The organism is Streptomyces luteogriseus (genome assembly GCF_014205055.1).
In the GTDB taxonomy this organism is placed as follows: domain Bacteria; phylum Actinomycetota; class Actinomycetes; order Streptomycetales; family Streptomycetaceae; genus Streptomyces; species Streptomyces luteogriseus.
This window is the reverse complement of the sequence record NZ_JACHMS010000001.1, coordinates 5,590,769-5,610,943: the sequence shown is the minus strand read 5'-3', so window position 1 is coordinate 5,610,943 and position 20,175 is coordinate 5,590,769. Positions and strand designations below refer to the sequence as shown.

Below are 20,175 nucleotides of genomic sequence, written 5' to 3'. Positions count from 1 at the left end.
GAATGGTTGCGGGTGTTCACCCGGTTGGCCCGCAGCGCCGAAAAGCCCTGATAATCACCGGGAACGAAGAACACACAAACTGTCCCGGCATGGGCCGACAGAGTGATGCGGAGAAACCATGCACCGCCCGGACAGTTGACCAGAACGCTCCGGAGGACGGGGTTTCCTCAGAAAGGACTGGTCAGTGATCAAGAAGGTTATTGCCACCGCGGCGATCGCCGCTTCCGTCATGGGAGCCTCCGCTGCCGCGGCCCCGCAGGCCCTGGCTATCGGCGACGACAGCGGCCCGACGGCCGTGAACGGCAACGGGGCGATGCAGAGCTTCGGCAACTCGTCGACGTACGGCAACATGAGCCCGCAGATGGCGCTGATCCAGGGCTCGTTCAACAAGCCGTGCATCGCCGTGAACGACCTGCCCATCGGGGTCGGCGCGCTCATCGGTATCCCGATCCAGGACATCCCGATCCTGTCGGACCACCAGCAGCAGCAGTGTGCCGAGAACTCCACCAACGCCAAGCGCGACGGCGCGCTGGCGCACCTGCTGGAGGACGTGTCGGTCCTGTCGGCGAACGGCGAGTGACGCACCGGTAGCGAAGGGGCGGGCCGCCGAGCGACTGCTCGGCGGCCCGCCCCCTTTTCCCGTTCCCCGGGTCAGCGCCCGCCCGCGTACAGCGCCTCGATCTGCTCGGCGTACGCGGCCGTCGCCGCCTGCCGCTTGACCTTCAGGGACGGGGTCAGCAGCCCGTTCTCCTCGGTGAACTCGCCTTCGACCAGGGTGAAGGCGCGGATCGACTCGGCGCGCGAGACGGCCTCGTTGGCGTGGTCCACGGCCTTCTGGACGTAGGCACGCAGGCTTTCGTCGCGGACCAAGTCGGACAGCGGGGTGCCGGCGGGGAGTTTGCGGACCGCGAGCCAGTGTGCGAGGGCCTCGGGGTCGAGGGTGATGAGGGCGGCGACGTAGGGGCGGTTGTCGCCGACGACGAGGCACTGGCCGACCGGCGGGCGGCTGCGCAGGCGGTCCTCCAGGACGGCCGGGGAGACGTTCTTGCCGCCGGTGGTGACGAGGATGTCCTTCTTGCGGCCGGTGATGGTGAGGTAGCCGTCCTCGTCGAGGGAGCCGAGGTCGCCGGTGGCGAACCAGCCGTCGTCCAGGACCTCCCCGGTCGCGCCGGGGTTGTTCCAGTAGGCGCCGAAGACGATGCCGCCCTTGATGAGGACCTCGCCGTCGTCGGCGATGCGGACGGTGGTGCCGGGGACCGGCAGGCCGACCGTGCCGGGGCGGGGGTCCAGGGGCGGGACGATGGTGGCGGCGGCGGTCGTCTCGGTGAGGCCGTAGCCCTCGTAGATCAGGATGCCGGCCGCGTAGAAGAAGAGGTTGAGGTCGCGGTCGAGGGGGCTGCCGCCGCTGATGGCGTAGCGCAGGCGGCCGCCGAGTTCCTTGCGGATGCGGCGGTAGACCAGCAGGTCGTACAGGGCCCATGCGGCGCGCAGGCCGGGGCCAGGTCCGGGGCCCCTGCCCAGGAACTTGTCCATGTGGGCCGCGCCGAAGCGGACGGCGACGCTGTGGGCGCGCTCGAAGGAGGCGCCGCGGCCCAGCTTCTCGGCGGTGGCGCGGCCGGTGTCGTGGATCTTCTCGAAGAGGTACGGGACGCCGACCAGGAAGGTCGGGCGGAACGCCCTGAGGGCCGGGCGGAGTTCGTCGGGCTTGATGCTCGGGCAGTGGCCGGTCTCGATCCGGGCCATCAGACAGGCGATCTGGAGGGTGCGGCCGAGGATGTGGGCGAGCGGGAGGAACAGCAGCGTCGAGGCGGTCTCGCCGGTGACCTCCTTGAACAGGGGGTGCAGGAGCTCGACCGTGTTGGCGGCCTCGGCGTGCAGGTTGGCGTGGGTGAGGACACAGCCCTTGGGGCGGCCGGTGGTGCCGGAGGTGTAGCAGAGGGTCGCGGTCGTGTCCGGGGCGAGGGCGGTGCGGCGCTTGGTGACCTCCTCGTCGGTGATGTCCCGGCCGAGGGTGGTGAGGTCGTCGAGGGCGCCGCCGTCGAGCTGCCAGATCCGCGGGGCTTCGGGGTGGGCGGCCGTGCCGGCCCGGACCGTGCCGGCGTTCTCCGCGGTCTCCGTGACGATGTACCGGGCGCCCGAGTCGCGGACGATCCACTCCACCTGGTCGGCGGAGGAGGTGGCGTAGACCGGGACCGTCTGTCCGCCGGCGGACCAGATCGCGAAGTCCATGACCGTCCATTCGTAGCGGGTGCGGGACATCACCGCGACGCGGCCGCCCGGTTCGAGGCCGACCGCGATCAGTCCCTTGGCCACGGCGGTGACTTCGCGGGCGAAGTCCGCCGCCGTGACGGGCTGCCAGGTGCCGTTCCGTTCGCGGCGCAGGACCACGGCGCCCGGGGCCTCGGCCGCGTTGGTGTACGGGATGTCGGCGATGCTGCCGGTCGCGGGGCGGGGTGCGAGGGGAGCCACGCGGGCCTCTCGGACGACGCCCCGCTCGTCGCTGACGGTCTCGGCCTTCGTGCGGATCGCCAGGTCGGTGCGCTGCTTCGCCCGTTGCAGATCCTTGCGTACGCCCATGACGGCTCCCGGTCGCGGATGAGGCTGACGTGCTGCCGTACTTACTTACTCCAGAGTCAACTTACTCGTAAGTAAGCATAGGTCAATGGCCGGGTCTCACATCAGGCGGTTCGCGGTGCCGATCGCCTCGGCGAGTCCGCGGATCTCCTCGCTCTCCGTGCTGTCGGCCAAGTCGTCGGCGTGGTCGGCGAGTTCGTCCAGCCGCGGGGCGTCGGGCAGGTCGTGGTCGCCGTGGCCGAGGGCGTCGGCGAAGTAGGCGGCCGTGGCGGCGGTCCGCAGGCCGCGGCTCGCGCTCCAGACGGAGTCGTCGAGGGCGTCGGCCTCCAGGTCGCCCGTCTCCTCGTGCGGGTCGCGGGTCTCCGGGTCGAGCCAGCGGACCGTGGCGGTGGCGAGGTGGCCCTCGGCGCCGGGCTCGGTGCGTACGGCGTACAGGGCGGTGACGGTGTGGCCGGGGCCGACCTCGCCGCCGTCGACACGGTCGTCGCGGAAGTCCTCGTCGGCGACGCGGCGGTTGTCGTAGCCGACGAGGTGGAACTCCTCGACCGTCTCGGGGTCGAAGGCGACCTGGGCCTTGGCGTCGCGGGCGGTGAGGTCGACGTTGCGTGGGAGCTGCTCGGAGAAGACCTTGCGGGCCTCGTCGGAGTCGGACACGTAGACGGTGTGGCCGTCGCCCTTGTCGGCGAGCCTCTCCATGAGGGCGTCGCCGTAGTCGCTGCCGACGCCGACGCCGAAGAGGGTGATGCCGTGCTCGCGGCGCTCGCCGGAGACGCGCTCCAGGATGCTGTCCGCGTCGGTGTCGCCGGTGTTGGCGAGGGCGTCGGAGATGAGGACGACCCGGTTGGTGGCGCCCTCGCGCAGGCCCTCGACGGCCGTCTCGTAGCCGGTCTCGACGCCGGCGCCGAGGTTGGTGGAGTCCTGGGTGTCCAGGTCGGAGACGGCGTCCTGGATCTCGTCGCGGTTGCCGCCGAGCCGGGTCATCGGCAGAACGGTCTCGGCCTCGTCGCTGAAGGTGACGAGCGCGACCGAGTCGTCGTCGCGCAGCCGGTCCGTCATCACGGACAGGGACTCCTGCGCGAGGTCGAGGCGGCCCGGTTCGGCCATGGAGCCCGAGACGTCGATGACGAAGGTGAGGGCGGCGGGCGGGCGTTCGCCGCTGCGCTCGGTGGTGCGGGTGGCGAGGCCGACGCGGACCAGGGACCAGTCCTCGTCGTCGGTGCGGGCGCCGTCGACGGTGACCGAGAAACCGTCGCCGTCCGGGCGGTCGTAGTCCTGGCGGAAGCTGTTGACGAACTCCTCGGGGCGGACCGTCGACGGGTCGGGCAGCCGGCCGTCGGCGAGGGCGCGGCGGGCGTAGTCGTAGGAGGCGGTGTCGACGTCGAGGGCGAAGGTCGACAGGTGGTCGGGGTCCTCCCGGCGGTCGTCCCGTTCGTCGGTGTCCCGACCCTCGGCGGGGGCGGGCTGGCCCGCGCTGTAGTCGTGGCGGTCGGCTGCCTTGCTGCTCTCGCCGGCGTCGCCGCCCCCGCTGCACGCCGTGAGCAGCAGCCCGCTCGCCGCCGTGAGCGCGAGCAGCGCCGTTCGTGTCCGGAACCGCTCCATCGTCCGTACCCCCTGCATCCGTTGACGTCGGCTTCTTGCGACTGTGACGGCGCAGGGGGCCGGAACGTGCGGTACGGGGGGTTGCGGAAGCGTCTCGAAGCGGCCACAGGGGCGGCCTTTCGAGACCGGTGGGTGATCCTCCGTTGACCTAGGAGACGACGTCCTTGCGGGCGAAACCGCGGAAGGCCAGGGCGAACAGCACCAGCGCGTACGTTACGGAGATCGACGTGCCCTGGATCATGTCCGACCACTCCAACTGGGGCCGGACGGCGTCGAGCCAGGCGTACTGCCAGTGCGCGGGCAGGAAGTGGCGCCAGTCGCCGAGGGCCGTCACCTCGTCGAGGACGCTGCCGATGATGGTGAGGAACACCGCGCCGCCGACCGCGCCGAGCGGGGCGTCCGTCCGGGTCGACAGCCAGAACGCGAGGGCGGCGGTGACCAGTTGGGACACCATGATGTACGCGACGACGATCAGGATGCGCTGAGCCGCCGTGCCGGTGGACAGGCTGCCGCCGGTGGGGAGTTCGAGCGGTCCCCAGCCGTAGGCGGCCGTCCCCACGGCGAGGGCGACGACCGGGAGCAGGATCATCGCGGCCAGGCTCAGGGTGAGTCCGACGGCGAGCTTGGACCACAGCAGCCGGGCCCGGGGCACGGGGGCCGCGAGCAGATAGCGCAGGGAGGACCAGCTGGCCTCCGAGGCGACCGTGTCGCCGCAGAACAGGGCGACGGGGATGACGAGCAGGAAGCCGGCCGCGGAGAAGAGGTTGACCGCGGCGAAGTTGGCCCCGGACGCGGTCGCCGTGTCCATGAGGTTCAGGCGGTTGTTGGTGCCGCCCGGGTCGCCGCCGACCTGGAAGGCGATGAGCAGGATGAGCGGCAGGGCGACCAGGACACCGGCCATGACCTGCGTGCGGCGGCGCTTCAGCTGCCGGACCAGCTCGACGCGGAAGGGCAGGGTGCGGCCCGCGCGGTAGCCGTCGGCGACCTCGACGGGCGGCTCGGCGAGCGTGCTCATGCTTCGGCTCCGATCAGGGTGAGGAAGGCGTCCTCCAGGCGGCGGTGGGGGCCGACCGACCGCACCGGCACGTCCAGCCGTACGAGGTCGGCGACCAGGCGCTGCGGGGTGCCGTCGGCGTCGAGCTGGACGAGCAGGCCCTCTTCGGCGCGCACGGCCGAGGCGACGCCCGGCAGCGCGGCGACCTTCTCCACGACGGGCTCGTCCACCGGCGTGGCCGTGCCGACGAGGAGGGTGTCGCCCGAGCCGACGATGTCCGCGACCGGGCCCGCCTGGACGAGCTGTCCGTGGTCCATCACGACCAGATGGGTGCAGGTCTGCTCGACCTCCGCGAGGAGGTGGCTGGAGACGATGACCGTGCGGCCCGCGGCGGCGTAGCGGATCATCACCTCGCGCATCTCGCGGATCTGGGGTGGGTCGAGGCCGTTGGTCGGTTCGTCGAGGATGAGCAGGTCCGGCAGGCCGAGCATGGCCTGGGCGATGGCGAGGCGCTGGCGCATGCCCTGGGAGTAGGTGCGCACCGCGCGGGCGAGGGCGTCGCCCAGGCCCGCGATCTCCAGGGCCTCCTCCAGGTGGGCGTCCTCGGGCGGGCGGCCCGTGGCGCGCCAGTACAGCTCCAGGTTCTCGCGGCCGGACAGGTGGGGCAGGAAGCCCGCGCCCTCGACGAACGCGCCGACCCGGGAGAGGACCGGGGCGCCCGCGCTGATGGCGTGGCCGAAGACACGGATCTCGCCGCCGTCGGGCTTGATCAGGCCCATCAGCATGCGCAGGGTGGTCGTCTTGCCGGCGCCGTTGGGGCCGAGCAGGCCGAGGACCTGGCCCTTCTCCACGCGGAAGGAGAGGTCCTTGACGGCGTACCGGTCGGCGGACTTCGCGTAGCGCTTGGTCAGGTCCGTGATCTGGAGGGGGACTTCGGCGAGCCCGGGGTCGGGCGGTGCGGGGGCCGCTGTGCGGCGGCGGCCCGTGATGATCAGCGCCGAGGCGATCACGGCACCGGCGATCGGCATCCACCACACCCAGGCGGGCAGCCCGCCCTCGGTGTCACGTCCGCCGAGGGCCGACGGGACCTTCAGATCGCCCTTGAGGGAGACGGTGTACGTCGCCGGGGAGACCGGGGAGGCGTAGCCGAGGTCCGTCGAGGCGAGGACCAGGCGCAGCCGGTGCCCGTCGTCGATCTCGTGGTCGATCGCCGGGAGGGTGATGGTGACGTCCTTGCCTGCCTTGGCGCCCTCGACCCTGAGGGGCGTGACGAGCTGGGAGGGCAACACCTGCCGGGTGGCGCCGCCCGGGCCGACGTCGTAGAGCTTGGCGAAGAGCACGGCGTCGTCGCCGGTGGACTTCACATGGACGGTGGCGGTGGGCGAGCCGGTGATCTGGAGGTCCTCGCGCTGCGGCGCCGACTCGAACGCGGCGAACTGGCCGGGGAAGTCGAGGGAGACGCCGATGCCGAGCGTGGAGAGCTGGCTGAGGCCTCCGGCGCCGCCGAGGCCGGGCAGGGCGGAGATGCCGGGCGGGCTGGCGCCGGGCGGGTTGTCGAAGCTCTGCTCGCGGCCGGCCAGGGCGATGGAGCGCTGCTCGGCCTCCAGGCCGGGGTAGCGGTTGGAGGTCACGCCGGTCAGGCGGGGTTCGCCGTCGCCGGAGCCCGTGCCGAGGGTGCGGGTGACGCGGAAGGCGGGGCCGGTGTCGATGCCCTTGTCGTCCTTCAGGTAGCGGTCGAACCAGGACGCCACGCGGCCTTCGACCCGGCCGGTCTCCATGTCGCCGCCGTCGTGCCCGCCGGCGATCCAGTCGACGTCGACGGGGGCACCGTTGGCGCGGATCGCCTTCGCGGCCCGGTCGGCCTGGCCGAGCGGGAAGAGGGAGTCGGACTGGCCCTGCATCAGCAGGGTCGGCACCTTGATGTTCTTGCCGACGGCGGACGGGGAGCGCTCTTCGAGCAGCTTGCGCGCCTCGGCGTCGGGCGCGCCCGACTCGGCGACCCGCTCGTACATCCGGCACAGGGCCGGCTCGAACTTCTCGCAGCCGCCGCCGGAGTTGACGAAGATGCCGGCCCAGAGCTTCTTGAACACGCCGTTCGGGAAGAGGGCGTCGGCGAGGTTCCAGTAGGTGATCGCCGGGGCGATGGCGTCGACGCGGGGGTCGTGGCCCGCGGTGAGCAGCGCTATCGCGCCGCCGTAGGAGCCGCCGGCCATGCCGACGCGGGGGTCGCCCTTCGTGTCGAGCTCGACCTGGGGCTGCTTCGCCAGCCAGTCGATGAGCTTGGAGACGTCGGCGACCTCGCCCTTCGGGTCGTTCAGCCCGATCTTTCCGTTCGACGTGCCGAAGCCGCGGGCCGACCAGGTCAGCACGGCGTAGCCGTCCCGGGCGAGGTCCTCGGCCTGCTGCCGTACGTCCTTCTTGCTGCCGCCGAAGCCGTGTCCGAGCAGGACGGCGGGGCGACGGCGGTCTCCTCCGGAGGTGAAGAAGGAGGTGTCGATGCGGATGCCGTCGCCGGTGGGCAGGGCCCGGTCCTCGCGGTGGACCGGGGGCGTCTCGTCGTTCGCGACGGCGGTCCATGTGCCCGCGCCCGCGAGGACGACGACGGCGGCCCCGGCGGCGAGGAGCCTCCGGGGCCTCCGAAGCAGCCCGTTCAGTCCGGGCAGTCGAAGATCCATGCGTCAACGGTACGGGGTGAAACTGTCGATGAGTTGTCGACCGGAGACCGAGGTGCGGGGCCTTCCAGGGGTGTACACGGAGTTTTCGGCGTACTGCGGGTGGTGTACGGGGACTGGCTCGGCGGGGGCCGTGCGATGCCGGGTGCCGGTGCATCGGGGTTGTTCGCGCCCACGCGGCGGAGCCGCACATCGATACAGCCCCGCGCCCCTTGGGGCATGCAGTTCCCGGCGCTTCGAAGGAACCGCCCTCACGCCTCCGGTACCGACACCAGCCAGCGCGTCTCCCTGCGCGGGCGGAGGTACAGGGCCCAGTACAGGGTCGCCGCCGCCGTGATGCCGCCGGTCCAGAGGAGGTACGTCGGGTCCTGCCGGCTCAGGATGTAGAGCAGGACCACGATCAGGAGGAGAGGCGCCGCCGGCCACAGGGGCATGCGCCAGGCCTGGGTGTGCTTGTGGTGTCCCCGGCGGGAGAGCAGCGCGGCGGTCGCGACGAGCAGGTACATGCCCGTCACCGAGACGCCCGTGACGCCGTAGAGGGTCTCCAGGTTCACGAAGCACAGGGCCGCGCCGGGAACGCCCACGGCGAGCGTGGAGACCCAGGGGGAGCCGAAGCGGCCGAGGCGGGAGAAGAGGGCGCTGACCGGCTCCGGCCAGGCCTTGTCGCGGGCCGAGGCGAACAGGACGCGGGAGTTCTGGATGACCATGACGATCCCGGCGTTGATGATCGCGAGGGCCACACAGAGGCTGACGAACGTGCCGACGGCCGAGTTGGACCAGGCGGTGACCATGGCGGAGATGTTGCCGCCGGTCAGGGCGGCGAGGTCGGGGGCGCCCAGGGTGATGGCGGCGACCGGGACCAGGATGATCACGGTGGAGATGGCGAGGGTGGCGAGGACCGTACGGGCGACCGAGCGGCGCGGGTTCTCGAGTTCCTCGGAGAGGTAGACCGCGGTGGAGAAGCCCTGGGTGACGAAGAGGGCGATGGCGAGGCCGGAGACCACCAGGAGGGCCGTGACGGTGTCCGGGGCGCCGCTCGGGCCCGCCACCTCCATCGAGACCAGGCTGCCCGGGCCGCGTTCCGTGTGGCTGAAGCCCAGGACCGCCACCACGGCCGCCGCGATGACCTCCAGCACCAGGAAGACGCCGGTGATCCAGGCGTTGGCGCGCAGGTCGAGCAGGCCGGCCAGGGTCGCGAGGAGCATGACCGAGGCACCGGTCCAGGACGGGCCGAGGTGGACGAGGGGGGCGAGGTAGTCGGCCGTGCCCATCGCGATGACCGGCGGGACGATCATCACGACCAGCAGCGAGAGGACGAACACCAGCCAGCCCGCGAGGCGTCCGGCCATCGTCGAGACCATGGCGTACTCGCCGCCGGCGCTGGGGATGAGGGTGCCCAGCTCCGAGTAGCAGAACGCCACCGCGACGCAGAGCAGCGAGCCGACGGCGATGGTGAGGGCGGTGGCGGTGCCGAGGGAGCCGAACAGGTCGGGGACCACCACGAACAGAGTGGAGGCGGGGGTCACGCAGGAGAGGGTGAGGAGGGTGCCGCCGACGACTCCGATGGAGCGCTTGAGCTTCCCGGGGTGACTGTCCGGCGCCTCGGCGACGGTGGTCTCGACGGGGCGGAGCGTGTCGGTCATGCGGCGGTTCCCATCGGTTCGGCGGTGAACTGCGCAGCATCACACCCCGACGAAAGTCGCACGTCAATGGCTGTTTGCCTACGAAATCCGCAGCAGAATCACACCTTCGCTGCTGTTTTGGGAAGCGGAGGGCGACGGGAACAGGGCGGGGGCTCCCTGCGGTAACCGCAGGGAGCCCCCGGAAAAAACTCTCGGCCGGCGCCTCAGTGGTTGCGCGGGAAGCCCAGGTCCACGCCCGCGGGGGCGTCGGCCGGGTCGGGCCAGCGGGTGGTGACGACCTTGCCGCGGGTGTAGAAGTGCGTGCCGTCGTTGCCGTAGATGTGGTGGTCGCCGAAGAGCGAGTCCTTCCAGCCGCCGAAGGAGTGGTAGCCGACGGGGACCGGGATCGGGACGTTGACGCCGACCATGCCGGCCTCGACCTCCAGCTGGAAGCGCCGGGCCGCGCCGCCGTCCCGGGTGAAGATCGCGGTGCCGTTGCCGAACGGCGAGGCGTTGATGAGGTCCAGGGCCTCCTCGTAGGTCTCGGTGCGCAGCACGGTCAGCACCGGGCCGAAGATCTCGTCCTGGTAGGCCTTGGCGGACGTGGGCACCCTGTCGAGCAGCGAGATGCCGATCCAGTGGCCGTTCTCGAAGCCGTCGACGGTGTGGCCGGTGCCGTCCAGGACGACCTCGCAGCCCTCGGCCGCCGCGCCCTCGACGTAGGAGGCGACCTTGTCGCGGTGGACCTTGGTGATGAGCGGGCCCATCTCGGAGGCCGGGTCGTTGCCGGGGCCGATCTTGATCTTCTCGGCGCGCTCGCGGATCTTCTCCACCAGTTCGTCGCCGATCGAGCCGACCGCGACGACCGCGGAGATGGCCATGCAGCGCTCGCCGGCGGAGCCGTAGGCGGCCGACACGGCGGCGTCGGCGGCCGCGTCGAGGTCGGCGTCGGGCAGGACGAGCATGTGGTTCTTGGCGCCGCCCAGGGCCTGCACGCGCTTGCCGTTGGCGGAGGCGGTGGTGTGGATGTAGCGGGCGATCGGGGTCGAGCCGACGAAGGAGACGGCCTTGACGTCCGGGTGCTCCAGCAGGCGGTCGACGGCCACCTTGTCGCCGTGGACGACGTTGAAGACGCCGTCGGGCAGACCCGCCTCGGACAGCAGCTCGGCGATCTTCAGCGAGGCCGACGGGTCCTTCTCGGACGGCTTCAGCACGAAGGTGTTGCCGCACGCGATGGCGATGGGGAACATCCACATCGGCACCATCGCCGGGAAGTTGAACGGGGTGATGCCCGCGACGACACCGAGCGGCTGGCGGATCGAGGCGACGTCGACGCGGCTGGCGACCTGCGTGGACAGCTCGCCCTTCAGCTGCACGCTGATGCCGCAGGCCAGGTCGACGATCTCCAGGCCGCGGGCGACCTCGCCGAGCGCGTCACTGTGCACCTTGCCGTGCTCGGCGGTGATCAGCTCGGCGATCGCGTCCCGGTTGGCGTCCAGCAGCGCGCGGAACGCGAAGAGGATCGAGGTGCGCTGGGCCAGCGAGGACTGGCCCCAGGTCAGGTAGGCCTCCTTGGCGGCGGCGACCGCCGCGTCCACCTCGTCGACCGAGGCGAACGCGACCTTCGTCGTCACCTCGCCGGTCGCCGGATCGGTCACCGGCCCGTACGTGCCCGAGGCGCCTTCGACGGTCTTGCCGCCGATCCAGTGGTTGACGATCTTCGTCATGGCCGGGAACTCCTTCACAGATGGCGGCGTCGGGTGGAGACGTGCCGTTCGTACAGCTCGCGTGCCTTGACCGCGGACGGCCGTGTCGCGGTCTCGGCCACGGGTACATCCCACCAGGCCTGGGCCGGAGGCGCGCCCGACACTGTGTCTGCCGTTTGGGTCTCGACGTAGACACATGTGGGAGTGTCGGCCGCCCGGGCCTCGGCGAGGGCCTCCCGCAGGTCCCGAACGGTCTTCGCGCGCAGCACGCGCATGCCGAGGCTGGCCGCGTTGGCGGCGAGGTCCACGGGCAGCGGCCGCCCGGTGTACGAGCCGTCCTCGGACGGGTAGCGGTAGGCGGTGCCGAACCGCTCCCCGCCCACCGACTCCGACAGGCCGCCGATGGACGCGTAGCCGTGGTTCTGGATGATCAAGACCTTGATCGCGACGCCCTCCTGCACGGCCGTGACGATCTCCGTCGGCATCATCAGGTACGTGCCGTCGCCGACCAGCGCCCACACCGGCCGGTCGGGAGCGGCCAGCTTCACGCCGATGGCCGCCGGGATCTCGTAGCCCATGCAGGAGTATCCGTATTCCAGGTGGTACTGGTCGGGCGACCGGGTCCGCCACAGTTTGTGCAGGTCGCCGGGGAGGGAGCCGGCGGCGTTGATCAGGATGTCCGACGCGTCGGCGATCTCGTCCAGGGCGCCGAGGACCTGCGGCTGAGTCGGGCGGGTGTCCGGTTCGTCCACCTCGTAGCAGGCGTCGACGCGCTGCTCCCAGCGCTCCTTGTCCTCGGTGTACTCGGTGGCGTAGGTGCCGGCGACCCGGTACGCGTGCAGCCGGAGGGCGCCGGTGAGCTCCTGGAGGCCGCTGCGGGCGTCGGCGACCAGGGGCTGCCCGGCGAGCTTGTGGCCGTCGTAGGGCGCGATGTTGAGGTTGAGGAACCGGACGTCGGGGTTGCTGAACAGCGTGCCGGAGGCGGTGGTGAAGTCGGTGTAGCGGGTACCGACGCCGATCACCAGGTCGGCGGTGCGGGCGAGTTCGTCCGCGGTGGCGGTGCCGGTGTGACCGACGCCGCCGACGTCCTGGGGGTGGTCGTGGCGCAGGGAACCCTTGCCGGCCTGGGTTGAGGCGACCGGTATGCCGGTGGTCCCGGCGAACTCGGCGAGGGCCTCCTCGGCGCGACTGTGGTGGACGCCGCCGCCCGCGATGACCAGGGGCCTCTTCGCCGAGCGGATGATCCGTACCGCCTCGGCCAGTTCCGCCGGGTCGGCGCCGGGACGCCGTACGGTCCAGACCCGCTCGGTGAAGAACTCCTCGGGCCAGTCGTACGCCTCGGCCTGCACGTCCTGGGGCAGGGCGAGGGTGACGGCGCCGGTCTCGACGGGGTCGGTGAGGACGCGCATCGCGTTCAGCGCCGAGGGGATCAGGGCCTCGGGCCGGGTGATCCGGTCGAAGTACCTCGACACCGGGCGCAGGCAGTCGTTGACCGACACGTCGCCCGCGTACGGCACTTCGAGCTGCTGGAGGACCGGGTCGGCGGGCCGGGTCGCGAAGATGTCGCCGGGCAGGAGCAGCACCGGCAGGTGGTTGATGGTCGCGAGGGCGGCGCCGGTGACGAGGTTGGTGGCGCCCGGGCCGATGGAGGTCGTGACCGCGTGGGTGGACAGGCGGTTCGACTGGCGGGCGTAGCCGACCGCCGCGTGCACCATGGCCTGTTCGTTGCGGCCTTGGTGGTAGGGCATCCGCTCGGCGTGCTCGAGGAGCGCCTGGCCGATGCCGGCGACGTTGCCGTGGCCGAAGATGCCCCAGGTGGCGCCGATGAGCCGCTGCCGGACGCCGTCGCGTTCGGTGTACTGGACGGACAGGAACCGCACGAGTGCCTGTGCGACCGTCAGCCTCGTCGTCGAGGTCATCGGTGTCCCTCCCTCTGGGTTCTCACGGATACGCGACGGCCACGACGGGCGTTCACCCGGGGAGACCGCGTACACCTCGCGTGGGGGACCTCCGGCGCGGGGCCGTAGCGGGCGGGGAGTTGTCGCTCGCTCTTCGCTCCTGCCAAAGCAAAGCGGCCTCCCGCGCCGGAGGCGATCTGGGCCCGGGACCTGCCCGGGAGTGGGAACGCTCGGTCTTCTGTGCTGTCGCCCGTGGTGAAGGTGTGGATGGTCATGAGGCGGCCCTCACAGCAGTCCGACGGCGGTGTCCACGGCGGCGGCCACGTCTCCGTCCGCCGGGTACAGCAACGAACGTCCCACGACCAGCCCGCGCACGGTGGGCAGTCGAAGGGCGCCGCGCCATTTCTCGTAGGCCCCGTCCTGATCGTCGCCCACCTCCCCGCCCAGCAGCACGGCGGGCAGCGTGGAGGCGGCCATGACCTCGGCCATGTCGTCGGGGTTGTCGGTGACCGGGACCTTCAGCCAGGTGTAGGCCGAACTGCCGCCGAGACCCGAGGCGATGGCGATCGACTTGGTCACGGCCTCGGCGGAGAGGTCGTTGCGGAGCCGGCCCCGCTCGTCGCGGTGGCTGATGAACGGCTCGACGAAGACGGGGAGTCGCCGGGCGGCCATGGCGTCGACGGCCCGGGCGGTGGACTCCAGGGTGGTCAGCGAGCCCGGGTCGTCGTAGTCGATGCGCAGGAGCAGCTTGCCCGCGTCGAAGCCGAGGCGCTCGATGTCCTCGGGGCGGTGGCCGGTGAAGCGGTCGTCGAGTTCGAAGCGGGCGCCCTGGAGGCCGCCGCGGTTCATCGAGCCGAGGACGACCTTGCCGTCGAGGGCGCCGAGCAGGAGCAGGTCGTCGAGGATGTCGGCGGTGGCGAGGACGCCGTCCACGCCGGGGCGGGACAGGGCCAGGCAGAGGCGTTCGAGGAGGTCGGCGCGGTTGGCCATGGCCAGGGGACGGCCGCCGACGCCGAGGGCACCGCGGGCCGGGTGGTCGGCGGCGACGATCATCAGGCGGCCGTCGCCGTTCAGCAGCGGCCGGCGGGGGCGGCGGGCGGCTGCCTCGGCGATGGCCTCCGGGCGGTGGCTGCGCAGGCGGACGAGTTCGGAGACGTCGACGGTCACTGGACGGCCCCCGCGGTGACGGCCGCCTCGATCTCGTCCGGCGTGGGCATCGCGGAGGAGCACTCCAGGCGGGAGGCGACGATGGCGCCGGCGGCGTTGGCGTGCCGCATGACCGTCTCCAGGTCCCGGCCGGCCAGCAGGCCGTGAACGAGTGAGCCGCCGAAGGCGTCGCCGGCGCCGAGGCCGTTGAGGACGTTCACCGGCAGCGGCGGGACCTCGGCGCTCTCGCCGGCGCTGTTCACCGCGAGGACGCCCTTGGGACCCTGTTTGACGACGGCCAGCTCGACACCGGCGTCCAGGAGGGCGCGGGCGGCGGCGTGGGGTTCGCGCACGCCGGTGGCGACCTCCACCTCGTCGAGGTTGCCGACGGCGACGGTGGAGTGGCGCAGGGCCTCCGTGTAGAAGGGGCGGGCCGCGTCCGGGTCGTTCCAGAACATGGGCCGCCAGTCGAGGTCGAAGACCGTGGTGCCGGCCTTGGCGCGGTGGGCGAGGGCCGCGAGGGTCGCCGTGCGGCTGGGTTCCTCGCTCAGGCCCGTGCCCGTGACCCAGAAGACCCGGGCTCCGCGGATGGCGTCGAGGTCGAGCTCGTGGGCGTCGATCTCCAGGTCGGGCGCCTTGGGCTGCCGGTAGAAGTACAGCGGGAAGTCGTCCGGCGGGAAGACCTCGCAGAAGGTGACCGGTGTGGGCAGGCCGGGGACCGGGGTGACCCAGCGGTCGTCCACGCCGAAGCCCCGCAGGGCCTCGTGGAGGTAGGTGCCGAAGGGGTCGTCGCCGGTACGGGTGATCACCGCCGTCCGCCGCCCCAGGCGGGCCGCGGCCACCGCGACGTTGCTCGCCGAGCCGCCGAGGAACTTGCCGAAGGACGTGACCTGCGGCAGCGGGACGCCGGTCTGGAGCGGATACAGATCCACTCCGATCCGCCCCATGGTGATCAGGTCGTACGCCATCGGTGTCCCCTCGATGCTCGGCTCTCCCCGGTTTTGTAGCCCCCTCGCGAAGCCCTGTCAATGTTTTGTCCAGACATTCGGACCAGATCATGACAGCGCTTTCCGTTTGTCCGGGTCCGTGTCAAGGCACCCCTCCGGCACTCCGGTACGCCCCTTTGTCGCGGCTGTGTCACAAACACCTCCCTCGTGTCACACGTGTCGCGAGTACGCGGGTCTTCCGTCACACCCGGCGCACAGGCCCTGCCCGGTCCCACCGGGCGTCGTTGACCGGACACAGGCTTGTTGATCGCCAGCGCAGCGCCCGGCTCCCCCGGACGGCCGTCCACGGCCGCCGCCGCAGTGCGCGCACGGAGGTGCACGTCATGACCGACCGAAGGCTCTGGTCCTACAAGGAGATCGCGGCGCACATCCGGGTGCAGCCCGACACCGTGCGGTCCTACCGCAAACACGGGCTGCTGCCCCCGCCCGACCACGTCGAGAGCGGCAAGCCCTACTGGTACGCCGACACGGTCCGGGCCTGGGTCGCCGCCAGGCCCGGAAACCGCCGAAGAGAGTGACCCCGTCCGCCTGCCCCGGCCCCCTGCCCCACCGCCGCGTGGGGCAGGGTCGTCCGCCGGTGTGTCAGCTCCACGGTTCGATGACCGTCGCCCCCGCTCCCGGCGCGGCCCCCATCGCCGCCAGCGCGGCGGGAACCTCGTCCAGGGCGATCGTGGACGTCACCAGCAGGTCGGGGCGGAGCACACCGCTGCGGACCAGCTCCAGCATCGGCGGGTAACCGTGCGCGGCCATGCCGTGGCTGCCGAGGAGTTCCAGTTCCAGGGCGATGGCGCGGGCCATCGGCACGGGTGTCGTGCCGGCCGGAGAGGGCAGCAGGCCGACCTGGACGTGCCGGCCGCGGCGGCGCAGCCCGTTCACGGAGGCGGCGCAGGTGCCGGGTGAGCCGAGTGCGTCGAGGGAGAGGTGTGCACCGCCGCCGGTCAGCTCTCGGACGGCGGCCGCGGTGTCCGGCACGGCTGCCGCGTCCAGGTACTGTGCCGCGCCGAACCTCCGCGCCAGCTCCAGGGCCCGTTCCGACACGTCGACCGCCACGACCCGGGCTCCCGCCGCGGCCGCGATCATCACGGCCGAGAGCCCGACCCCGCCGCAGCCGTGCACCGCGACCCACTCCCCCGCCGCGACCCGGCCCTGCTGCACCACCGCCCGGTACGCCGTGGCGAACCGGCAGCCGAGCGAGGCCGCCGTCGCGAAGGACAGCTCCCCGGGCACCGCGACGAGGTTCACGTCGGCGTGGTCCAGCGCCACGTACTGGGCGAAGGATCCCCAGTGGGTGAAGCCGGGCTGGGTCTGACGCTCGCACACCTGGTGGTCGCCCGCGGCGCAGGACGGGCAGGTGCCGCAGGCGCAGATGAACGGCACGGTGACCCGGTCCCCGGGCCGCCACCCGGTCACCCGGGCTCCCACCGCCTCGACGACCCCGGCGAGTTCGTGCCCGGGCACGTGCGGCAGGGTGATGTCCGGGTCGTGGCCCTGCCAGCCGTGCCAGTCGCTGCGGCACAGCCCGGTGGCCTCGACCCGCACGACGACCCCGTGCTCCGCGGGCTCCGGGTCCGGGACGTCCCGCACCTCGGCCGCCTCCCCGTACCGCTCGAACACCACGGCTCTCATGGACCCACCCGCCTTTCGCTCATGCCGTGCCCGGGCCTCCGAGGGCGGTGGGTGCCCTGGCGCCCCGGGCGTTCAGCGTTTCGGGGAACGCTAGCGGTGCGCCGAGGGGCGCTGCCGATCCGGGCGCCGGGGCGCCGGTCCCGTCAGCCGGGCACCGCCCCGACCTTTTCCCGGGCCGGTTCCGCTTCACCCACCGGCCGGGCCGGTTCGCCTTCGCCCGGGCCGAAGCTCTCGTGGAAACGGCGCAGGGGGCCCGGCGCCCACCAGGTGGCGCGGCCGGTCAGGCGCATGGCCGCGGGGACCAGGAGGCTGCGGACGATCATCGCGTCCATCAGGACCGCCAGGGCGATGCCCGGGCCGAGCATCTTGGTGTTGGTGACCCGGGACGTGCCGATCGCGAGCATGACCACGGCCAGGATGACCGCCGCCGCCGTGATCAGTCCGCCGGTGCGTGCCAGGCCGTGCCGGACGGGCCAAGAGCGCCCTCCTGCGCCATCTGGAGCCTCTGATGGTGACGTCGTGAACCGATACCCCCTAGGGGTACAGTGGGATGGTGCGGGTCCCCCAGCGGACCCCAGAGCCCCGCATGTCTCGACGAGGAGTAACGACATGACCGCCCAGACCGACACCACGGGCCCCGTCACCACCGTCTTCAAGGTGAGCGGCATGAGCTGCGGACACTGCGAGGGCGCGGTCTCCGGCGAGATCTCCCGGATCGCCGGCGTGAGCTCGGTGACGGCCGTCGCCAAGACCGGCGAGGTCACCGTCGTCTCCGCCGCCCCGCTCGACGACAAGGCCGTCCGCGACGCCGTCGACGAGGCCGGTTTCGAACTGGCCGGCCGGGTCTGAGACACGCGGGACCTGGCACTCGTACCCGGGTACGGGCCGTACGGCCGCCGCCCCGGCCCGTACGGCCCGTCGTGTTTCCCCGGGCGCCCCGCATCTCCTGGAGTGAGGACATGACCAGCACCACCGCCCAGGCACCGGCCGGCCACGCGCCGGCCCTCGCCGAGGTCGAGCTGCTCATCGGCGGGATGACCTGCGCCTCCTGCGCGGCCCGCGTCGAGAAGAAGCTCAACCGGATGGACGGCGTCACGGCCACGGTGAACTACGCGACGGAGAAGGCCCGGATCACCTGCCCCGAGGGGACCGACGTCGCCGATCTGATCGCCACCGTCGTGAAGACCGGGTACACCGCCGAGGAGCCCGCGCCCCCGCGGGAGGAGGCCCCGGCCGCCGAGGACGAGGACCCCGAGCTGACGGCCCTTCGCAGCCGTCTCGTCGTCTCGGCCGCCCTGGCCGTGCCCGTGATCCTCCTGGCGATGGTCCCGGCGCTCCAGTTCGACAACTGGCAGTGGCTCTCGCTCACCCTTGCCGCGCCGGCCGTCGTCTGGGGCGGGCTGCCTTTCCACCGGGCCGCCTGGACGAACGCCCGGCACGGCGCCGCCACCATGGACACCCTGGTCTCCATCGGCACCCTGGCCGCCTTCGGCTGGTCCCTGTGGGCGCTGTTCCTCGGCGACGCGGGCATGCCGGGCATGCGGCACCCGTTCGAGTTCACGGTCACGCGCGGCGACGGCGCCTCCTCGATCTACCTGGAGGTCGCCTCCGGCGTCACCGCCTTCATCCTGCTGGGCCGTTATCTGGAGGCCCGCTCCAAGCGCCGTGCCGGAGCGGCGCTCAGGGCGCTGATGGAGCTGGGCGCCAAGGACGTCGCCGTACTGCGGGACGGGCGCGAGGTGCGGATCCCGGCACAGCGGCTGACCGTCGGCGACCGGTTCGTCGTACGGCCCGGCGAGAAGATCGCCACCGACGGCACGGTCGTCGAGGGGGTCTCGGCCGTGGACGCCTCGATGCTGACCGGCGAGTCGGTGCCGGTGGACGTGGCGGTCGGGGACCAGGTCACGGGCGCGACGGTCAACGCGGGCGGGCGGCTGGTCGTCGAGGCCACCCGGGTCGGTGCCGACACCCGGCTCGCGCGGATGGCGAAGCTGGTGGAGGACGCGCAGAACGGCAAGGCCGAGGTGCAGCGGCTCGCCGACCGGGTCTCCGGGATCTTCGTGCCGGTGGTGCTGCTGATCGCCGTCGCCACGGCCGGGGCGTGGCTCGGGGTGACGGGTGACGCCGTCGCCGCGTTCACCGCGGCCGTCGCGGTCCTGATCATCGCCTGCCCGTGCGCGCTGGGCCTCGCCACACCGACCGCGCTGATGGTCGGCACGGGCCGCGGCGCCCAGCTCGGCATCCTCATCAAGGGCCCGGAGGTCCTGGAGTCCACGCGCCGGGTCGACACCGTCGTCCTGGACAAGACCGGCACGGTCACCACCGGCCGGATGACCCTCCAGGAGGTCCACGCCGCCGAGGGCACCTACGAGAAGGAGGTGCTGCGGCTGGCCGGCGCCGTCGAGCACGCCTCCGAGCATCCGGTCGCCCGCGCGATCGCGCTGGGCGCCGAGGAGAGGGCCGGGCGGCTCCCGGAGGTCGAAGGGTTCGAGAACGTCCCCGGGCGGGGCGTGCGCGGTCGCGTGGAGGGCCTGGACGTCGCCGTGGGGCGCCTCTTCGACGACGTACCGGCGGAGCTGGCCCGCGCGCGGGACGAGGCCGAGCGGGCCGGACGTACGGCCGTCCTGGCCGGCTGGGACGGAACGGCGCGGGCCGTGCTGGAGGTGGCGGACGCGGTCAAGGAGACCAGCGCCGAGGCCGTGCGCGAGCTGCGCGCCCTGGGGCTCACGCCGGTACTGCTGACCGGGGACAACCGTGCGGTGGCCGAGACGGTGGCCGCGGCCGTGGGGATCGAGACGGTGGTGGCCGAGGTCCTGCCCGAGGACAAGGTCGACGCGGTACGGCGGCTGCAGGCCGAGGGGCGGGTCGTCGCGATGGTGGGTGACGGCGTCAACGACGCGGCCGCGCTCGCCGCCGCCGATCTGGGCTTGGCCATGGGCACCGGCACGGACGCGGCGATCGAGGCCGGCGATCTGACCCTGGTCCGCGGCGATCTGCGGGTGGCCGCGGACGCGATCCGGCTCTCCCGCCGGACCCTGGGCACGATCAAGGGCAATCTCGTGTGGGCCTTCGGCTACAACGTGGCGGCGCTGCCGCTGGCCGCCGCGGGCCTGCTGAACCCGATGATCGCGGGGGCGGCGATGGCGTTCTCGTCGGTCTTCGTCGTCACGAACAGTCTGCGGCTGCGGACATTCCGGTGAAGTCCCCTGAATTCCCCCTAAGTTCACGGCGACGCGATTTGAGCCCCTCTGGAGTCCCGGGCCCGGCTCACATAAGCTCTTCACAAGGCTCTCGCATCGTCCTTACGCTTGGGTCCCGGTCGCTCCATTTC

At 72.2% G+C, this 20,175-nt stretch carries 14 protein-coding genes and 2 pseudogenes; 4 read left to right on the top strand and 12 right to left on the bottom strand.

Annotation, left to right across the window (positions count from 1 at the left end; all coding sequences use genetic code 11):
* The first annotated feature begins 184 nt into the window (after nt 1-184).
* Nucleotides 185-580: a rodlin gene (locus BJ965_RS24920; RefSeq protein ID WP_184910933.1), complete on the top strand. Its 396-nt coding sequence runs from the start codon at nt 185-187 to the stop codon at nt 578-580.
* 71 nt (nt 581-651) lie between these two features.
* Here the strand turns inward: BJ965_RS24920 and BJ965_RS24915 are convergent, their stop codons facing one another.
* From BJ965_RS24915 to iolC, 10 genes and pseudogenes are all read right to left on the bottom strand, one after another.
* On the bottom strand, nt 652-2,577 hold the full coding sequence (locus BJ965_RS24915; RefSeq protein ID WP_184910931.1) for an AMP-dependent synthetase/ligase: 1,926 nt from the start codon (nt 2,575-2,577) through the stop codon (nt 652-654).
* A 96-nt stretch (nt 2,578-2,673) separates the two neighbouring features.
* Nucleotides 2,674-4,173, bottom strand: coding sequence for a vWA domain-containing protein (locus tag BJ965_RS24910; protein ID WP_184910929.1), 1,500 nt, complete (start codon nt 4,171-4,173; stop codon nt 2,674-2,676).
* Nucleotides 4,174-4,321: 148 nt separating this feature from the next.
* Entirely contained in the window at nt 4,322-5,188 is an 867-nt protein-coding gene (locus tag BJ965_RS24905) for an ABC transporter permease (protein ID WP_184910927.1), read from the bottom strand.
* Nucleotides 5,185-7,842 carry a CocE/NonD family hydrolase gene (locus BJ965_RS24900; RefSeq protein ID WP_184910925.1) on the bottom strand — a complete coding sequence of 886 codons (2,658 nt, stop codon included), beginning with the start codon at nt 7,840-7,842 and terminating at the stop codon, nt 5,185-5,187. The genes BJ965_RS24905 and BJ965_RS24900 overlap by 4 nt, the downstream gene beginning before the upstream one ends.
* A 248-nt stretch (nt 7,843-8,090) precedes the next feature.
* The gene (locus tag BJ965_RS24895) at nt 8,091-9,482 is read right to left on the bottom strand and encodes an APC family permease (RefSeq protein WP_184910923.1); all 1,392 of its coding nucleotides are present in this window, start codon (nt 9,480-9,482) and stop codon (nt 8,091-8,093) included.
* 203 nt (nt 9,483-9,685) lie between these two features.
* Complete coding sequence (gene mmsA / locus BJ965_RS24890; RefSeq protein WP_184910921.1) at nt 9,686-11,188, bottom strand: CoA-acylating methylmalonate-semialdehyde dehydrogenase; 1,503 nt, start codon at nt 11,186-11,188, stop codon at nt 9,686-9,688.
* A gap of 14 nt (nt 11,189-11,202) precedes the next feature.
* Nucleotides 11,203-13,086 carry a 3D-(3,5/4)-trihydroxycyclohexane-1,2-dione acylhydrolase (decyclizing) gene (gene iolD / locus BJ965_RS24885; protein WP_184910919.1) on the bottom strand — a complete coding sequence of 628 codons (1,884 nt, stop codon included), beginning with the start codon at nt 13,084-13,086 and terminating at the stop codon, nt 11,203-11,205.
* Between the two features lie 83 nt (nt 13,087-13,169).
* Nucleotides 13,170-13,286 (bottom strand): annotated as a pseudogene (locus BJ965_RS40470) (5-deoxy-glucuronate isomerase); the annotation flags it as partial.
* Between the two features lie 64 nt (nt 13,287-13,350).
* The gene (locus BJ965_RS24880) at nt 13,351-14,232 is read right to left on the bottom strand and encodes a Cgl0159 family (beta/alpha)8-fold protein (RefSeq protein ID WP_184910917.1); all 882 of its coding nucleotides are present in this window, start codon (nt 14,230-14,232) and stop codon (nt 13,351-13,353) included.
* Entirely contained in the window at nt 14,229-15,179 is a 951-nt protein-coding gene (iolC, locus tag BJ965_RS24875; RefSeq protein WP_184910915.1) for a 5-dehydro-2-deoxygluconokinase, read from the bottom strand. The genes BJ965_RS24880 and iolC overlap by 4 nt, the downstream gene beginning before the upstream one ends.
* Nucleotides 15,180-15,541: 362 nt before the next feature.
* Here iolC and BJ965_RS24870 point away from each other — a divergent pair, with 362 nt between their 5' ends.
* Complete coding sequence (locus BJ965_RS24870; protein WP_184910913.1) at nt 15,542-15,736, top strand: helix-turn-helix transcriptional regulator; 195 nt, start codon at nt 15,542-15,544, stop codon at nt 15,734-15,736.
* A 64-nt stretch (nt 15,737-15,800) separates the two neighbouring features.
* Here the strand turns inward: BJ965_RS24870 and BJ965_RS24865 are convergent, their stop codons facing one another.
* Nucleotides 15,801-16,844 carry a zinc-dependent alcohol dehydrogenase family protein gene (locus tag BJ965_RS24865; protein ID WP_184910911.1) on the bottom strand — a complete coding sequence of 348 codons (1,044 nt, stop codon included), beginning with the start codon at nt 16,842-16,844 and terminating at the stop codon, nt 15,801-15,803.
* A gap of 143 nt (nt 16,845-16,987) precedes the next feature.
* A pseudogene (locus BJ965_RS24860) lies at nt 16,988-17,350 on the bottom strand (MMPL family transporter); the annotation flags it as partial.
* A gap of 103 nt (nt 17,351-17,453) precedes the next feature.
* Between BJ965_RS24860 and BJ965_RS24855 the strand changes: the two are divergent.
* Nucleotides 17,454-17,693, top strand: a complete 240-nt coding sequence (locus BJ965_RS24855; RefSeq protein WP_184910909.1) for a heavy-metal-associated domain-containing protein — start codon at nt 17,454-17,456, stop codon at nt 17,691-17,693.
* Between the two features lie 110 nt (nt 17,694-17,803).
* Nucleotides 17,804-20,044 carry a heavy metal translocating P-type ATPase gene (locus BJ965_RS24850; RefSeq protein ID WP_184910907.1) on the top strand — a complete coding sequence of 747 codons (2,241 nt, stop codon included), beginning with the start codon at nt 17,804-17,806 and terminating at the stop codon, nt 20,042-20,044.
* Nucleotides 20,045-20,175: the final 131 nt, after the last annotated feature.

What these genes read in the sequence shown, in the direction of transcription:
- BJ965_RS24915 (WP_184910931.1), bottom strand. Translation starts at nt 2,577, where the DNA reads ATGGGCGTACGCAAGGATCTGCAACGGGCGAAGCAGCGCACCGACCTG.
- BJ965_RS24910 (WP_184910929.1), bottom strand. Translation starts at nt 4,173, where the DNA reads ATGGAGCGGTTCCGGACACGAACGGCGCTGCTCGCGCTCACGGCGGCG.
- BJ965_RS24905 (WP_184910927.1), bottom strand. Translation starts at nt 5,188, where the DNA reads ATGAGCACGCTCGCCGAGCCGCCCGTCGAGGTCGCCGACGGCTACCGC.
- BJ965_RS24900 (WP_184910925.1), bottom strand. Translation starts at nt 7,842, where the DNA reads ATGGATCTTCGACTGCCCGGACTGAACGGGCTGCTTCGGAGGCCCCGG.
- BJ965_RS24895 (WP_184910923.1), bottom strand. Translation starts at nt 9,482, where the DNA reads ATGACCGACACGCTCCGCCCCGTCGAGACCACCGTCGCCGAGGCGCCG.
- mmsA (WP_184910921.1), bottom strand. Translation starts at nt 11,188, where the DNA reads ATGACGAAGATCGTCAACCACTGGATCGGCGGCAAGACCGTCGAAGGC.
- iolD (WP_184910919.1), bottom strand. Translation starts at nt 13,086, where the DNA reads ATGACCTCGACGACGAGGCTGACGGTCGCACAGGCACTCGTGCGGTTC.
- iolC (WP_184910915.1), bottom strand. Translation starts at nt 15,179, where the DNA reads ATGGCGTACGACCTGATCACCATGGGGCGGATCGGAGTGGATCTGTAT.
- BJ965_RS24870 (WP_184910913.1), top strand. Translation starts at nt 15,542, where the DNA reads ATGACCGACCGAAGGCTCTGGTCCTACAAGGAGATCGCGGCGCACATC.
- BJ965_RS24865 (WP_184910911.1), bottom strand. Translation starts at nt 16,844, where the DNA reads ATGAGAGCCGTGGTGTTCGAGCGGTACGGGGAGGCGGCCGAGGTGCGG.
- BJ965_RS24855 (WP_184910909.1), top strand. Translation starts at nt 17,454, where the DNA reads ATGACCGCCCAGACCGACACCACGGGCCCCGTCACCACCGTCTTCAAG.
- BJ965_RS24850 (WP_184910907.1), top strand. Translation starts at nt 17,804, where the DNA reads ATGACCAGCACCACCGCCCAGGCACCGGCCGGCCACGCGCCGGCCCTC.